We start from the raw sequence: 14,309 nt of genomic DNA, 5'->3' as shown, positions 1-14,309 counted from the left end.
CGTCATGGCGCGTTTGCGCGTCGCATCGCTGATCTCGGGTCGCGGCAGCAACATGGCAGCCCTGGTTGCCGCCGCCTCCGCCCCCGACTATCCGGCCGAAATCGCCCTGGTGCTTGCCAATGTGCCGGGTGCCGGCGGTTTGGCCGTCGCGGCCGAACATGGCATTGCCAACGAAACGCTCGACCATCGCGGCTTTGCCGACCGTACTGCCTTCGATGCAGCCCTCGATGCGCGCTTGCGCCATCACGAAATCGAGTTCGTGTGTCTTGCCGGTTTCATGCGATTGCTGACGGCCGGTTTCGTCGACAAATGGCGCAACCGCATGCTCAACATCCATCCCTCCCTGCTGCCGGCCTATCCGGGCCTCGACACGCACAAACGCGCGTTGGCCGATGGGGTGCGCGTGGCGGGCTGCACCGTGCATTTCGTGCGCGCCAAAATGGATGTGGGCCCGATCGTGGCCCAGGCGGCCGTACCCGTTCTGCAGGGCGACGACGAAGACGCCCTCGCCGCGCGCGTGCTGAAGGCCGAACATGCGCTCTATCCGCATGTTCTGCGCTTGGTGGCAAACGGGGCGGCGACGGTCGAGGGCGAGCAGGTTCGATTTGCACGCTCCTTTGCTGCACCCGCCATTCTGTTCAACCCGCCGCTTTGACGAAAACGCAGTTTGCGCTAATCTCGGCGCTCAATTTCCGGAGAATATCGATGGCCAACGCCCCGCAGCAGAACGACCCCAATTTCACGCACGACATGACGCCGCATTTGCAGACCTGGGATGTTTTCAACGGTCTGATCAAATGGATCGGCGGCGCGACGGTGCTGATCCTGATCGCCATGTACGTATTCCTGGTGCCGCACGGCTAAGCCTTAAGTCCAAGCACATACGGCAACAAAAAGGGCCGCTCCCCGTTTCCGGGAGGCGGCCCTTCTCTTTTGGCGTGAGGTTCGTGCTTAGCCGACGATTTCGGCCCCGGCGAAGAAATACGCGATTTCGATCGCGGCGTTTTCGGCACTGTCCGAGCCGTGCGCCGAGTTGGCTTCGATCGATTCGGCGAATTCCTTGCGGATCGTGCCGGGAGCAGCGTTCGCGGGGTTGGTCGCACCCATCACGTCCCGATACTTGGCGACCGCGTTTTCGCCTTCCAGCACCTGTACGACGACCGGGCCCGAGGTCATGAACGCCACGAGCGAGCCGAAGAACGGCCGCGCCTTGTGCACGCCGTAGAAGCTTTCGGCCTGGGTTTGCGTCATGTGGATGCGCTTTTGCGCGACGATGCGCAGACCCGCCTTTTCGATCAGCGCATTGATGGCGCCCGTGAGATTGCGGCGCGTCGCATCGGGCTTTAGGATGGAAAATGTGCGTTCGATAGCCATGAAATTCGCTCTTCGGATAAAGGATCGGGAAGCGCGCTTATAGCGAGTGGCCGCGATGCGGGCAAGAGCGTGCACTCAAGCCGCTTTTTCCCATGCGCCGGCCGGGGTTTGGCGCCAATAGGACAGCACATGGCCCGCCGCTTTGAGCGTTTTCCAGCGCGCGCGCGCGGCTTCAAGCGCCGCCTCGTCGGTGCCGTCGAACATGTCGCAGACCAGCTTCCAGTCTTCGAAGCGCTCCGGCTGCTGCCCGTCGAGCGTCACGAGCAGGGCTGCCCCGTTCGGATTTTCGATGTTGGGCGCAAGCCAGATCGGCTGGTCCGCCCCCGATGCAGGTGCGCGCCCGTGCGGCAGAAAACTGTCGGCGGCGTAGATCCACAATGCCGCGTCCAGCGCTTGCGCGCGTTCGGCAGTGCCGGTGGCGATGCAGGCCCGCATGCCCTGGGACGTCGCCTTCTCGAGCAGCTTCGGCAACGCCGCTTCGAGCGGCGTTGCCAAGAGCTGGTAGAAGCGGATATCCGTCAAGCTTCCTCGTAATTGTCGGCGACGAGCCGGTCCAGCAGGCGCACACCGAAGGCCGTTGCCCCCTTCGGGCACGTCGCCGTGTCTTTGCCGCTCCAGGCAACGCCGGCGATGTCGATATGCACCCACGGCACGTCGTTGACGAAGCGTGCGAGGAACTGGCCGCCGATGATCGAGCCCGCCCCGCGGCCGGCCGCGATGTTCTTGACGTCGGCCGCCGGACTGTCGATGTCGCGGTCGTAGGCTTCGCCCAAGGGCAAGCGCCAAACCTTTTCGCCGGTCGCTTCGCCTGCGGCCGTGAGCTTTTCGGCCAGTGCGGCATCGTTGCCCATGATGCCGGCATATTCGTGGCCCAGCGCCACGATCACGGCTCCGGTCAAGGTCGCGAGATCGAACATCGCCTTGGGCTTGAAGCGGTCCTGCACATACCAAAGCACATCGGCCAGCACGAGGCGGCCTTCGGCGTCGGTGTTCAGAACTTCGATCGTCTTGCCCGACAGCGAGCGTACGATGTCCGACGGGCGCTGCGCATTGTGGCCGGGCATATTCTCGACGAGGCCGACCGCACCGATCGCGTTGACCTTCGCGTGGCGGGCGGCAAGCGCTTCGATCGCCCCGATCACGGCTGCGGAGCCCGCCATGTCCCACTTCATATCTTCCATGCCGGCCGACGGTTTGATCGAAATGCCGCCCGTGTCGAAGGTCACACCTTTGCCGACAAACGCGACCGGGCGCTTGTCCTTGGCCTTGGGTGCGCCATGGTACTGCAGAATGACCATGCGCGACGGCCGGGCCGAACCTTGGCCCACGCCGAGCAAGGCGCCTGCGCCCATCTTCTCGAGCTGCTTTTCGTCGAAAATCTCAACCTTCACGCCGAATGCCGTGAGGCGCTTGCAGCGCTCGGCAAGGCTCTCGGGATAGAGCACGTTCGGCGGCTCGGACACGAGATCGCGCGCGAAGGAGACAGCATCGGCAACGCGGTCGAGGGGACCATGGATCTTGCGTGCCGCCGCAACGTCGGTGACCAGAAGATTGAGCGATTTGAGGCTCGGCTTGGCGTCGTCCTTCTCGCGTGTCTTGTATTTGTCGAAGCGATAGGCGCGCAGCTTGGCGCCGAGCGCCATGTGGGCGGCCATCACCGACGGGCCGATGGCGCCGTCGGCAATCTGCTCGACCGAGACGGTCGCTTGCGTTTCGCCAGTTTTGTTGAGATGCGCCACGAGACTTCCGCCGAGCGCTTCAGCACCCTTGGCATCGAGTTTGTCGATCTTGCCGAGCCCTGCGAGCACGATGCGCCCGAACGGTACGCCCTTGGGGGCTACAACGTCGAGAAACTCGTCCTTCTTGCCCTTGAAGCGCGTCGTCGCCATCGCGCGCGTAACCACCCCGCCGGTCTTTTTGTCGAGGGCAGCGGCGGCCGGCGTCAGCTTGCGATCTTCCAGAATGCCGACAACATAGGCACCGCTGGCTGGCGCTTCGGGCTTCGAGAATGCAATCTTCATTGGGGACGTTCCTCGCGAACAAGAGTCGACGTAAATCGAACGACCGACACCATAGCGGCTCTTGGGCCAAATAAAAGCGCCCCGCACGCAAATGTTCTGTTTTCATTCGCATAATTTGCGCCGCCAAGCGCATACAATCCCGACCGAAGACCGGTCTATACTGCGCACGATCATGCGCCGAATCACTGCCTACATTCTGAGCCAAATCCTGACCGCGACGGTTTTCGTCGTGGCCACACTGACCATGGCGATTTGGCTCACGCAGTCGCTGCGCTTCATCGAGCTTATCGTCAATCGCGGGCTGGGGGTCGGCGCGTTCTTCTATCTCACGTCGCTGCTGCTGCCGAACTTCCTGTCGCTCGTGGTTCCCATTGCCCTCTTTGTTGCGACCCTCTTCGTTTACAACCGGCTCACGCTCGACAGCGAACTGGTCGTGATGCGCGCGGTCGGCTTCGGCCCGAACCAACTGGCGCGCCCGGCCCTGATCCTGGCGGGCGGTGCAACCGCCCTTTGCTACGTGCTGTCGCTGTGGCTGATGCCGATGACCTTCAGCCAGTTCAAGGAGCTTCACTCGAACATCCGCTCGGACTATTCGAGCCTGCTGCTGCAGGAAGGTGCATTCTCCACGATCGGCGGTTCACTCACCGTCTATGTGCGCGCGCGCGAGGCGAACGGCGATTTGCGCGGGATTCTGGTGCAGGATTCGCGCGATCCCTCCAACCCCGTCACGCTGCTGGCCGAGCGCGGCACCATCGCCAGCACGGAAGACGGGCCGCGCGTGATCCTGCTCAACGGCAACCGCCAGCAGGTCGACCGAGCGGCCGGCAAATTGTCGCTGCTCTATTTCGAGCGCTATTCGGTCGAGATCAGCACCGAGCGCGGCAGCGAATATCGCTGGCGCGACGCGGGCGAGCGCTATCTCGACGAATTGCTGTGGCCGAACACCGACGATGCGCACGACCGCCAGTACTACAATCGCCTGATCGCCGAGGGCCATTCGCGTCTGGCAACGCCGCTCTATCCGTTCGCGCTCGTAATGGTGGCCCTTGCCTGCCTGCTGCCCGGCAACTTCAACCGCCGTGGCCTCGCCCAGCGTCTGCTTATGGCGACCTTCTGCGGCGTTGCCACGCAAGCGCTGGCGATCTCACTGCCCAACCTCGCATCGCGCATGCCGGCGACGCTGGCGCTGCTCTATATCGCCCCTGTCGCGATTGCAGCGGTTGCAGCCTACGTGATGTCGCTTGGACCCAAGCGCATGCGCGCGGTCCAAACCTCGGTGGCGTGAACCGTTCGATGCGCCTCTCAACGACCCTACTTACGTATATCGGGCGCCAGTTCGTGGCCGCTTTGGCGGGTTTCTTTCTGCTGATGATGGCGCTTGTCTACATGTTCGAGGTCATCGAATTGCTGCGTCGCTCGGCAAGCCGCCCCAGCGTCACGACGCAGCTCGTGCTTCAGATGGCGTTCTACAAATTGCCGCAGATGGCCGAAGAATTGTGCCCCTTCATCGCCCTGTTCGCGGCCATGATCACGTTCTGGCGTCTGACCCGCTCGCACGAATTGACGGTGGCGCGCGCGGCGGGTGTGTCGGTGTGGCAGTTCCTGTTCCCAGTCGTGGGCATGGCCCTCGCCTACGGCATCGTTTCGGTCGCGATCCTCAATCCAATCGCAGCCGCCCTCTACGGACGCTTCGAGCGGCTGGACGTCGAGTTCATGCAAGGCCGCGGCAATCTGTTTGCGCTCTCTAATGCGGGTTTCTGGTTGCGGCAGAACGATGCGTCCGGCGATTCGGTCGTGCATGCGCGCCGCGTGGCGTCGGCCGACATGCGCCTTTTCGATGTGATCATTATCAATTTCGAGGGGCAGGATCGCTTCAAAAACCGCATCGACGCCGCCCGCGCCCAGCTCTATCCCGGCTATTGGGAAGTTGAGGACGCCTGGATCACCGCGCCTGAGCGCCCCGCCGTGTTCGAGCAGCGCCGCCGCGTGCCAACCAACATGACGGCCGAGCAGATCCAGGATTCTTTTTCCTCGCCGTTGACGATCTCGTTCTGGGAGCTGCCGGGTTTCATCCGGCTGATCGAAACGGCGGGTTTTTCGGCCACGCGCCATCGCCTGCACTGGCACCAGTTGACGGCCCTGCCGCTGCTGCTGGCCGCTATGGTGCTGATTGCGGCGACTTTTTCCCTGCGTCCGCATCGGCGCGGCGGCACCGGCCTCATGATCGCAACCGGCATTGGCACCGGTTTTGTGCTGTTTTTCGTCTCAAGCCTTGTGGGCGCCCTCGGCCAGAGTGCGACGATCCCAGTCGCCCTCGCCGCCTGGACGCCTGCCGCCGTGTCGAGCATGCTTGGGATCGCCATGCTATTGCATCTCGAAGACGGCTGACCAATCGCCCTTACGACACCCGACCCAGCGACACGCGAATTGCGCGCGCAGCGCTTTTTAACTATAGATTTCGGCCATGAAGAACCAGAGTCCCGCCGTCCTCAGCTTTGCCCTTGCCGCTGCCCTGATGGCTGTCCCTGTCGCCCCGCTCGGCGCGCAAGAACAGCGCATCATTGCGGTCGTCAATACCGACATCGTGTCCAACTTCGACGTCGACTCCCGGATCGGGCTCAATTTCGCGACAATCCAAGGGGGCGCCTCGCCCGAAGCGCGCGAGCGCGTGCGCCCGCAGGTGCTGCGCCAGCTCATCGACGAGCGCATCCAGGTGCAAGAGGCAAAACGGCTCGGCGTGACGGTCCCCAAGCGCGACATCGACGCGCAGATCGCGCGCCTCGAGCGCGCCAACAATCTGCCGGCCGGTGCCGTCGACCAGATCCTGCGGCGCGCGGGCTCCTCGCGCTCGACCCTCGAGCGCCAGATCGAAGCGTCGATCGCATGGGGCCGCATCGTTGCGGGCCGCCTGCGGCCGCAGATCGAAGTCAGTTCGGAAGAAATCGACGAAACGCTGGCGCGCTATTCCCAAGGCGAACCGGTCACCGAATATCTGCTCGCCGAAATCTTCCTATCGATCGACAATCCCGACCAGGAAGGCGAAGTCGAGCGCAATGCCGACGAGCTGATCGAGCGCATGAAGGGCGGCCTGCCCTTCCCCGTCGCGGCCCAGCAATTCAGCCAGGCTGCTTCGGCCAATGAAGGCGGCGACATCGGCTGGGTGCAAAAGGGCCAGTTCGACGACGCGGTCGAGCAGGAGCTAGCAAAGCTCGATACAAACGACGTTTCGATGCCGATCAAAACCCCGAGCGGCATCTACATCTACGCCATGCGCGAAAAGCGCGTGCTTGCACCCGCTTCGCCCGACGATGCGCTCGTCGAAATCGCGCAGATGGTGTTCCCGTTGCCGTCGGGGGCCGGTCAAAGCGACCGCGAGGCGACGCTCGCACTGGCCGAAACGGTCCGCGAGACAGTCGAAGGCTGCGCCGACCTCGAACGCGTGGCGCAGGAACTGCGTGTGCCCGCCCCCACGCGGCTCGCTGAGGTGCGCATCGGCGACCTTGCGGCGGACGCGCGTGCGCGCATCCGCGCGCTGAAAGTCGGCGAGATGACCGACCCGACGCCGGCCTCGGGCGGCGTCGGCATGACGATGCTGTGCGTGCGCCAGGAACCGAAATCTAACCTGCCCTCGGCCAGCGACATCGAAGAGAACCTGATCCGCCAGCGCATTGACAATGCTGCCCGCCGCTATCTGCGCGATCTGCGGCGCGTAGCCGTGATCGACATCCGGGCCTGACGGCGATCGACCGGCCGACGCAGCCGCGCGCTCCCGCCGCCGACGGCTTGCCGCCGCTTGCCGAGATCGTGCGCAAGCACGGCCTCGCGGCGCGAAAATCGCTGGGCCAGCATTTCCTGTTCGATCTCAATCTCACCCGCCGCATCGCGCGAGCGGCAGGCGATATTGGGACCGGCACCACGATCGAGGTCGGCCCCGGCCCCGGCGGCCTCACGCGTGGGCTCTTGGCCGAGGGGGCAGGCCATCTCGTGGTGGTCGAGCGCGATGCGCGCGCCTTGCCGGCCCTCGAAGAAATCGCGGCGTTCTGGGGACGCGATCGCCTGACGATCGTCGAGGGCGACGCGCTTGAACTCGACCTTGCCGCGATCGGAACGGCGCCTCGGCGCATCGTCGCGAACCTGCCCTACAATGTCGGCACGCCGATGCTGCTGGCTTGGCTGGCACGGCCCGACGCGTTCGAAACGCTGGTTGTGATGCTGCAGAAAGAAGTCGTCGAACGCCTCGCAGCAGCGCCAGGCAGTGCGGCCTATGGGCGGCTGTCGGTTGCCGCCCAATGGCGCTGGCAAGTACGCCGGCTGTTCGACGTCGCCCCCAGCGCTTTTTCGCCCCCGCCTGCCGTGGTGTCGGCCATCGCCGAATTGCGGCCGCGCGCCCAACCGCTTGCCGAGGCCGACGCAAAAACGCTCGAACGTGTCGTGGCGGCCGCGTTCGGCCAGCGGCGCAAGATGCTGCGCCAATCGCTCAAAGCGCTCGGTGGCGATCCGCTCGCGCTGTGCGAAGTGGCCGGGATAGACGCAACACGGCGTGCGGAAACCCTATCGGTCGAGGAATTCTGCGCGCTCGCGCGCGTCGTCAGCGCCCGTCGCGCAAACGCTTGACGAAGTCGCCGAGCCCGATCTGACGCTCGCGCTTGATTCGCTCGGCTGCCAGAACCGACTGCACTTCGGCAACCGAGCGGTCGAGATCGCGATTGACGACGATGTAGTCGTATTCGGGCCAATGGCTCATCTCGTTGGAGGCCTGCGCCATGCGCTGGGCGACCACATGTGCCGGATCCTGCGCCCGCGCATTGAGCCGCCGCTCGAGCTCGGCGGTCGAGGGCGGCAGGATGAACACGGTCACAAGATCTGCCGCGAGCTTTTCGCGGATCTGCTGCGTGCCCTGCCAGTCGATGTCGAACAGTACGTCGCGCCCCGCACGCAGGCTCTCTTCGACGGGCCCGCGCGGCGTGCCGTAGTAGTTGCCGAAGACTTTGGCGTGTTCAAGAAATTCGCCGCGATTGATGCGCAACCCGAACTCGGTCTGGTCGACGAAGAAATAGTCGAGACCGTCGGTTTCGCCGGGCCGCTTTTGCCGCGTCGTCGCCGAGACCGACATCGCAAGCCCAGGTTCGCGGCGCAACAATTCGCGGCTGATCGACGTCTTGCCCGCCCCCGACGGCGACGACAGCACCAGCATCAGGCCGCGGCGGTAGATAGCATCGTCCATCGCTTCTCGTCACTCCACGTTTGCGGCTTGCTCGCGCATGCGGTCGATCGCGGTCTTGAGGGCGAGCCCGATGCGGGTCAGCGCGATGTCCGACGCTTTAGAGCACAGCGTGTTGGCCTCCCGGTTGAACTCCTGGCTCAGGAAGTCGAGCTTGCGCCCGACCGTCCCTTTGCCGGCAAACAACTCGCGCGCCTGGCCGATATGCGCGCGCAGCCGGTCGAGTTCTTCGCGCACGTCGGCTTTGACCGCAATCAAGGCCGCCTCGTGCGCCAAGCGCTCGGGCGACAAGCCGGTCTGGGTCCCGAGCAGTTCGGCCATCTGCGCTTCGAGTTTGGCTTTGAGAGCGGCCGGTTGGGCGGCGGCACTGGCGGCCGCCTCGCGCGTGAGACTTTCGATTTCGTCGAGGGCTGCGTCGAGCACGCGCGCAAGAGCCGCACCCTCTTTGGCACGCGCTTCGACGAGGCCCGCAAGCACGAGGTCGAGCGCTGCCAGGATCGCCGCATCGAGCTTGGCCTGCTCGGCTTCGTCGAGCGGCGTTTCGCCGACCGTTTCGAGCACGCCACGAATGGCGAGAATGCCGTCGAGGCGCGGGGCCGCCGCATCGATGCGGCCCGACAACTCGCCCATCAAGGCGATTGCTTGGTCGAGGGCAGCCCGATTGATTTGGAGGCGCGGACCCAGCGTCGGCGTTTCGATCGTCAGATTGAGCGCCACATTGCCGCGATCGAAGCGCTTGGCCGCGCGCGTACGGATTTCACTTTCGAGACGGTCGTAGCCCGGCGGCAGGCGCAGGCGCACTTCGAGGCCGCGCCCGTTGACCGACCGTGCCTCCCAGGTTGCCACGCGCCCCAAAGCCTCGGCGCTGGCACGGGCAAATCCGGTCATGCTGGCAAGCGGCACTGGCGTTTCTCCTCGGGTGGTCCGGTCGCGCGTCCGAATCGTCGAACGGCGCATAAACGGTTATACAGTGCCCAGGAAAGGGCACAACGTCATGCGAAGCTGGAGCAGCATTCTGATCACTGGCGGCTCCTCGGGTCTCGGAGCCGCCCTCGCGCAAGAATTGGCCGGGCCCGGCGTGCGGCTCGCCTTGACCGGCCAGAACCAAGAGCGGCTCGCCGAAGTGGCGGCGCTGTGCACGGCCAAGGGAGCCGCCGTCGAAGTTTCCGTGCGCGATGTTGCAGACAAGCACGCGATGGCGAACTTCGTTGCCGCCATGGATACGGCCGCGCCGCTCGATCTGGTCGTCGCGAATGCGGGCATTTCGGCCGGAACCGGCAACGGCGCGGAGAGTGCCGAGCAGGCCCGCCGCATTTTCGCGGTCAATGTCGACGGCGTGGTGAATACGGTCGCTCCGATCCTGGATGCCATGGGTGCGCGCGGCCGTGGCCAGATCGCGATCGTTTCGTCGCTGGCCGGGTTTCGTGGCCTGCCCGGTGCGCCTGCCTATTGCGCCAGCAAGGCCGCGGTTCGCGTCTGGGGCGAGGCGCTGCGCGCCGACTGGGGCCCTCGCGGCGTGCGCGTCAACGTCGTATGCCCCGGCTTCGTGACCACGCGTATGACCGCGCGCAACAATTTTCGCATGCCGCTGCTGATGTCGGCGGAACGCGCGGCAGCGATCGTCTGCGACAGTCTTGCACGCGATGTCGGCCGCATCGCGTTTCCGCGCCGCATGTATGCCGCCTCGTGGCTGCTGGCGGCCCTACCCGGCTTTGTCATCGATCCGCTGTTGCGCCGCCTGCCGCGAAAAGCTTGAATGCCGTACCCATGACATTGCTTGTTCCGCCGTTCGACTGGCCGCCACAGACCGATCGCCTCGCGCGTTTTTACGCCTATTGGGAGTCGCGCTGCGGCGGCCGGCTATTCCCGGCGCGCCGCGACATCGATCCCATCGATTTCTGGTACGTTTGGCGCGACGTGCTGATGCTCGACGTGGTGTATGGGCCGCGCTTGCGCTTCGTCTATCGCCTGTGCGGAATCGGCCACGTCGAATGGCGGGGCAAGGACCTCACCGGCCAGGATGCGGAAGACGGCAACGCGCCGCAGCTCGACGGCACGTCTTTGTCTGGCTGGACAGACTGCGTCGTCGCGCGGCGGCCGAATCTCCAGAAGCTCAAAGGCATCTTCGACGATCGGCACCTGCATTTCTGGACCTTGCGCCTGCCCTTGGGCGACAGCGATGCGCGCGTCGATATGTTGCTGACGGCGCGCCAAGTATTGCTTTAGCGTTGGCCGGCCGCGCGCGCGCGTTCGATTTCGCGCAGCCGAGCCACGTTGCGATTGTGTTCGGGCAAAGTGCGCGCGAACACGTGCCGCCCCTCGCCGTCGGCCACGAAATAAAGCGCCTCGTCGGCCGGCGGATTGAGCACGGCGGCAATCGCCGCACGCCCCGGATTGGCGATCGGCGTGGGCGGCAAACCGTCGATCGCGTAGGTGTTCCACGCATGCCGCGTTTCGAGGTCCGCACGGCTCAGCGGCCGACCGAGCGGCACCCCCGGCGACAGGCCGTAGGCAACTGTCGGGTCCGCCTGAAGCCGCATCTTGCGGCGCAGACGGTTGACGAACACGGCCGCCACGCGCCCGCGCTCGTCGGCATGTGCCGTCTCGCGCTCGACGATCGAGGCGAGTACGAGCGCTTCTTCTGGCGTCGCAAGCGGCAGATCGGGTGCACGCTTCGCCCACAATTCGGCCAAGCTCTCGCGCATGGCACGCTGCGCGCGCTCGATCGCGCGGGCGCGCGACTCGCCCCAGCTGTAGAAATAGGTTTCGGGCAGCAGGCTGCCCTCGGGCGGTACTGCGTCGAGTGCGCCCTCGAAACCTTCGGCGGCGCGCAGCAATTCGACGATCTGTGCCGACATGAGCCCTTCGGCAAAGGTGATGCGGCGCTGCACCGTGCGCCCGCTCGCAAGCAATTCGCCCGCCGCACGTGCGCTGATGCCCGCCGCAAACAGATATTCGCCGGCTTTGAAACGCGGCAAGGTACCGTCCCATCGCGATCCTGCGAGAAACGAAAACGACGATGCCAACACGCCGCGTTCGACGAGGAGGCGCGCAATCTCCTCGGCGCCCGCCCCGCGCGGGATCACAAGCTGGATGTCGGCAATCGATGGGCCGGGGCGCACATAGCGCTCGGACAAAGCCCAAGCAGTCAGCGCCGCGCAAACGACGACCAACAAGGCCGCGATCGCGAGGCTTGCGCCAAGCCTACGCGACACGGACGCCTTGCCTCACGTCGGACGCGAGAAGATCACTGCGGCGTTGGTGCCGCCGAAGCCGAAGCTGTTGGAAAGTGCATGGCGGATCGGGCGCTTCTTGGCGTGGATCGGCACGAGGTCGATGTCGCAGCCTTCCGACGGATCCTCGAGGTTGCGCGTCGGCGGTGCTACCTGGTCGCGCAAGGCGAGGATCGAGAACACCGCTTCCACGCCGCCGGCCGCACCCAGCAGGTGCCCGATCGCCGACTTGGTCGACGACATCGAAAGCTTGTAGGCCGCCGATCCGAACAGGCGCTTGACGGCACCGAGCTCGATTTCGTCGCCGAGCGGCGTCGAGGTTCCGTGCGCATTGATGTAGTCGATGTCGTCCACATTGAGCTTGGCGTTGCGCAATGCGGCACCCATCGCCCGGAAGCCGCCATTGCCGTCTTCCGGCGGCGCCGTAATATGGTGCGCGTCGCCCGAGAGGCCGTAGCCCGTGAGCTCGGCATAGATTTTCGCGCCGCGCTTTTTGGCGTGCTCGTATTCCTCGAGCACGACGACGCCCGCACCCTCGCCCATGACGAAACCGTCGCGGCCCTTGTCCCAGGGGCGCGAGGCACGCTGAGGTTCGTCGTTGAAACCGGTCGAAAGCGCGCGTGCAGCGGCAAAGCCCGCAATGCCGAGACGGCAGATCGCGGCTTCAGTACCGCCCGCCACCATCACGTCGGCATCGCCCAGCATGATGAGACGGCCCGCATCGCCGATCGCATGCGCGCCGGTGGCGCAGGCGGTCACGGCCGAATGGTTCGGCCCGCGGAAACCGTATTTGATCGAAAGATGGCCCGACACCAGATTGATCAGGGCCGAGGGAATGAAGAACGGCGAAATACGGCGCGGGCCCCGCTCCTTGAGCGTGATCGAGCCTTCATAGATTGCCTGCAGGCCGCCAATGCCGGAGCCGATCATGACGCCGGTACGGTCCTGGCCTTCCTCGTCGGTTGGCTTCCAGCCGGAATCCTCGACCGCCTGGGTCGCCGCCGCAAGACCGAAGATGATGAACGGATCCATCTTCTTCTGGTCTTTGTGCGGGACCCAATCGTCGGCATTGAAACGTCCTTCGGACGTCTCGCCGAGCGGCACCTGGCCGGCGATCTTCGCCGGCAGGTCCGACACATCGAACGACTGAATGGCGCCGAGACCGGACTCGCCGGCGATCAAACGCTTCCAGGTCGCTTCGACCCCGCACGCCAAAGGCGTGACGAGGCCAAGCCCGGTGACAACGACGCGACGCATCGGGGGATTCGCTCCGGCCGTTAGCGGCTCAGGCCTTAGCCTTGCCGATGAAATCGATCGCGTCCTTCACGGTCGAAATCTTCTCGGCGGCATCGTCCGGAATCTCGATGCTGAACTCTTCTTCGAACGCCATGACGAGCTCGACCGTGTCGAGACTGTCCGCGCCCAGATCATCGACGAAGCTGGCGTTTTCCGTGACTTTCGCTTCTTCCACGCCCAGGTGGTCGACGACGATTTTCTTCACGCGTTCAGCAATCTCGCTCATTGTATTCCTCTCGTTCGGCTCCGTATCGGCTCCGTCCGGAAGGACGCTGGCCGATACCATTGACGATCCGCTTTCCGGGTTGTCCGGTCAAGACGGAGTCGATTTCCAATTCGGGGGGTTGGTAACACAAAATCGAACCGGTTGACCAGCCTGCGAATCGTTCGCGAAGTCAGAGACTTGGTACGTCCCCGCAAAATCAGATCATGGCCATCCCACCATTCACGTGCAGAGTCTGGCCTGTGACGTAGCCCGCTTCGGCACTGGCGAGATAGACAACCGCCGCCGCAATCTCGTCGGCAGCCCCCATACGGCCCAGCGGAATGGCGTCGAGCAGGCGCTTTTTCTGCTCCTCGCCCAACGCTTCCGTCATCGGCGAAACGATGAAGCCGGGTGCCACGCAATTGACCGTGATGCCGCGCGAGGCGACCTCTTGGGCAAGCGCTTTGGACATGCCGATCATGCCGGCCTTGGCAGCGGCATAGTTCGCCTGGCCCGGATTGCCGGTAACGCCCACGATCGACGTGATGCCGACGATGCGGCCCCATTTGCGCTTCATCATGCCGCGCAAGGCGGCACGGCTGAGGCGAAAACCGGCCGACAGATTGACGTCGATGACCTTCTGCCAATCCTCGTCCTTCATGCGCATGGCAAGACCGTCGCGCGTGAGGCCGGCATTATTGACCAGAATGTCGACCTGGCCTAAAGCGGCCTCGGCGTCTTTGAAGAGTTTTTCGGTCGCGGCTGCGTCGCCGAGATCGCCCGCGCACACAACGGCATTGGCACCGATCTCGGCGCGCACGGCTTCAAGGGCGTCAACGCGCGTGCCCGCAAGCGCCACTTTGGCACCGGCTGCCGCCATGGCAACGGCGATGGCGCGGCCAATGCCGCCGGAGGCGCCGGTTACGAGTGCGGCTTTGCCGTCGAGTCTGAACATGGGG

Annotated in this window: 17 protein-coding genes; 8 read left to right on the top strand and 9 right to left on the bottom strand. The window is 64.8% G+C overall.

What is annotated here, in order from left to right; genetic code table 11:
- Positions 1-4: 4 nt before the first annotated feature.
- Both purN and O9320_11780 read left to right on the top strand, forming a co-directional pair.
- Positions 5-655, top strand: coding sequence for a phosphoribosylglycinamide formyltransferase (gene purN, locus O9320_11785; GenBank protein MCZ8311531.1), 651 nt, complete (start codon positions 5-7; stop codon positions 653-655).
- Positions 656-705: 50 nt separating this feature from the next.
- Positions 706-864 carry an aa3-type cytochrome c oxidase subunit IV gene (locus tag O9320_11780; GenBank protein ID MCZ8311530.1) on the top strand — a complete coding sequence of 53 codons (159 nt, stop codon included), beginning with the start codon at positions 706-708 and terminating at the stop codon, positions 862-864.
- An 87-nt stretch (positions 865-951) separates the two neighbouring features.
- Here O9320_11780 and ndk read toward each other — a convergent pair whose 3' ends face one another.
- From ndk to O9320_11765, 3 genes are all read right to left on the bottom strand, one after another.
- Positions 952-1,374: a nucleoside-diphosphate kinase gene (gene ndk / locus O9320_11775; GenBank protein MCZ8311529.1), complete on the bottom strand. Its 423-nt coding sequence runs from the start codon at positions 1,372-1,374 to the stop codon at positions 952-954.
- A gap of 75 nt (positions 1,375-1,449) precedes the next feature.
- Entirely contained in the window at positions 1,450-1,896 is a 447-nt protein-coding gene (locus tag O9320_11770; GenBank protein ID MCZ8311528.1) for a DNA polymerase III subunit chi, read from the bottom strand.
- Positions 1,893-3,395: a leucyl aminopeptidase gene (locus tag O9320_11765; protein ID MCZ8311527.1), complete on the bottom strand. Its 1,503-nt coding sequence runs from the start codon at positions 3,393-3,395 to the stop codon at positions 1,893-1,895. Before O9320_11765 ends, O9320_11770 begins: the two co-directional genes overlap by 4 nt.
- A gap of 172 nt (positions 3,396-3,567) precedes the next feature.
- Between O9320_11765 and lptF the strand changes: the two genes are divergently transcribed.
- The 4 genes from lptF (at position 3,568) to rsmA (ending at position 8,009) form a co-directional block, all read left to right on the top strand.
- The gene (lptF, locus tag O9320_11760) at positions 3,568-4,680 is read left to right on the top strand and encodes an LPS export ABC transporter permease LptF (GenBank protein ID MCZ8311526.1); all 1,113 of its coding nucleotides are present in this window, start codon (positions 3,568-3,570) and stop codon (positions 4,678-4,680) included.
- A gap of 8 nt (positions 4,681-4,688) precedes the next feature.
- The gene (lptG, locus tag O9320_11755) at positions 4,689-5,783 is read left to right on the top strand and encodes an LPS export ABC transporter permease LptG (protein MCZ8311525.1); all 1,095 of its coding nucleotides are present in this window, start codon (positions 4,689-4,691) and stop codon (positions 5,781-5,783) included.
- A 76-nt stretch (positions 5,784-5,859) separates the two neighbouring features.
- A complete protein-coding gene (locus O9320_11750; GenBank protein ID MCZ8311524.1) occupies positions 5,860-7,131 on the top strand; it encodes a peptidylprolyl isomerase in 1,272 nt (423 codons plus the stop codon).
- Positions 7,132-7,136: 5 nt separating this feature from the next.
- On the top strand, positions 7,137-8,009 hold the full coding sequence (gene rsmA / locus O9320_11745; protein ID MCZ8311523.1) for a 16S rRNA (adenine(1518)-N(6)/adenine(1519)-N(6))-dimethyltransferase RsmA: 873 nt from the start codon (positions 7,137-7,139) through the stop codon (positions 8,007-8,009).
- On the opposite strand, the gene gmk is transcribed toward rsmA, so the two are convergent.
- The gene (gene gmk, locus O9320_11740; GenBank protein ID MCZ8311522.1) at positions 7,984-8,619 is read right to left on the bottom strand and encodes a guanylate kinase; all 636 of its coding nucleotides are present in this window, start codon (positions 8,617-8,619) and stop codon (positions 7,984-7,986) included. The genes rsmA and gmk overlap by 26 nt on opposite strands.
- 9 nt (positions 8,620-8,628) lie before the next feature.
- Positions 8,629-9,519 (bottom strand): YicC family protein, encoded by an 891-nt coding sequence (locus O9320_11735; GenBank protein MCZ8311521.1) that lies wholly within the window; start codon positions 9,517-9,519, stop codon positions 8,629-8,631.
- 91 nt (positions 9,520-9,610) lie between these two features.
- On the opposite strand from O9320_11735, the gene O9320_11730 reads away from it, so the two are divergent.
- The gene (locus O9320_11730) at positions 9,611-10,372 is read left to right on the top strand and encodes an SDR family NAD(P)-dependent oxidoreductase (GenBank protein MCZ8311520.1); all 762 of its coding nucleotides are present in this window, start codon (positions 9,611-9,613) and stop codon (positions 10,370-10,372) included.
- Between the two features lie 11 nt (positions 10,373-10,383).
- A complete protein-coding gene (locus O9320_11725; protein ID MCZ8311519.1) occupies positions 10,384-10,842 on the top strand; it encodes a PAS domain-containing protein in 459 nt (152 codons plus the stop codon).
- On the opposite strand, the gene mltG is transcribed toward O9320_11725, so the two are convergent.
- The 4 genes from mltG to fabG all read right to left on the bottom strand — a co-directional run bounded on the left by mltG (position 10,839) and on the right by fabG (position 14,305).
- Positions 10,839-11,831, bottom strand: coding sequence for an endolytic transglycosylase MltG (gene mltG, locus O9320_11720; GenBank protein ID MCZ8311518.1), 993 nt, complete (start codon positions 11,829-11,831; stop codon positions 10,839-10,841). The genes O9320_11725 and mltG overlap by 4 nt on opposite strands.
- Before the next feature lie 12 nt (positions 11,832-11,843).
- The gene (fabF, locus tag O9320_11715) at positions 11,844-13,106 is read right to left on the bottom strand and encodes a beta-ketoacyl-ACP synthase II (GenBank protein MCZ8311517.1); all 1,263 of its coding nucleotides are present in this window, start codon (positions 13,104-13,106) and stop codon (positions 11,844-11,846) included.
- Between the two features lie 28 nt (positions 13,107-13,134).
- Positions 13,135-13,371: an acyl carrier protein gene (locus O9320_11710; protein ID MCZ8311516.1), complete on the bottom strand. Its 237-nt coding sequence runs from the start codon at positions 13,369-13,371 to the stop codon at positions 13,135-13,137.
- A gap of 196 nt (positions 13,372-13,567) precedes the next feature.
- Positions 13,568-14,305 (bottom strand): 3-oxoacyl-[acyl-carrier-protein] reductase, encoded by a 738-nt coding sequence (gene fabG, locus O9320_11705; GenBank protein ID MCZ8311515.1) that lies wholly within the window; start codon positions 14,303-14,305, stop codon positions 13,568-13,570.
- Positions 14,306-14,309: the final 4 nt, after the last annotated feature.

The organism is Magnetospirillum sp., assembly GCA_027532905.1.
In the GTDB taxonomy this organism is placed as follows: Bacteria; Pseudomonadota; Alphaproteobacteria; order CACIAM-22H2; family CACIAM-22H2; genus Tagaea.
This window is presented reverse-complemented; position numbering and strand designations above follow the sequence as displayed.

Coding starts and splice junctions, on each gene's coding strand:
- purN (MCZ8311531.1), top strand. CDS start 5: ATGGCGCGTTTGCGCGTCGCATCGCTGATCTCGGGTCGCGGCAGCAAC.
- O9320_11780 (MCZ8311530.1), top strand. CDS start 706: ATGGCCAACGCCCCGCAGCAGAACGACCCCAATTTCACGCACGACATG.
- ndk (MCZ8311529.1), bottom strand. CDS start 1,374: ATGGCTATCGAACGCACATTTTCCATCCTAAAGCCCGATGCGACGCGC.
- O9320_11765 (MCZ8311527.1), bottom strand. CDS start 3,395: ATGAAGATTGCATTCTCGAAGCCCGAAGCGCCAGCCAGCGGTGCCTAT.
- lptF (MCZ8311526.1), top strand. CDS start 3,568: ATGCGCCGAATCACTGCCTACATTCTGAGCCAAATCCTGACCGCGACG.
- lptG (MCZ8311525.1), top strand. CDS start 4,689: ATGCGCCTCTCAACGACCCTACTTACGTATATCGGGCGCCAGTTCGTG.
- O9320_11750 (MCZ8311524.1), top strand. CDS start 5,860: ATGAAGAACCAGAGTCCCGCCGTCCTCAGCTTTGCCCTTGCCGCTGCC.
- gmk (MCZ8311522.1), bottom strand. CDS start 8,619: ATGGACGATGCTATCTACCGCCGCGGCCTGATGCTGGTGCTGTCGTCG.
- O9320_11730 (MCZ8311520.1), top strand. CDS start 9,611: ATGCGAAGCTGGAGCAGCATTCTGATCACTGGCGGCTCCTCGGGTCTC.
- O9320_11725 (MCZ8311519.1), top strand. CDS start 10,384: ATGACATTGCTTGTTCCGCCGTTCGACTGGCCGCCACAGACCGATCGC.
- fabF (MCZ8311517.1), bottom strand. CDS start 13,106: ATGCGTCGCGTCGTTGTCACCGGGCTTGGCCTCGTCACGCCTTTGGCG.
- O9320_11710 (MCZ8311516.1), bottom strand. CDS start 13,371: ATGAGCGAGATTGCTGAACGCGTGAAGAAAATCGTCGTCGACCACCTG.
- fabG (MCZ8311515.1), bottom strand. CDS start 14,305: ATGTTCAGACTCGACGGCAAAGCCGCACTCGTAACCGGCGCCTCCGGC.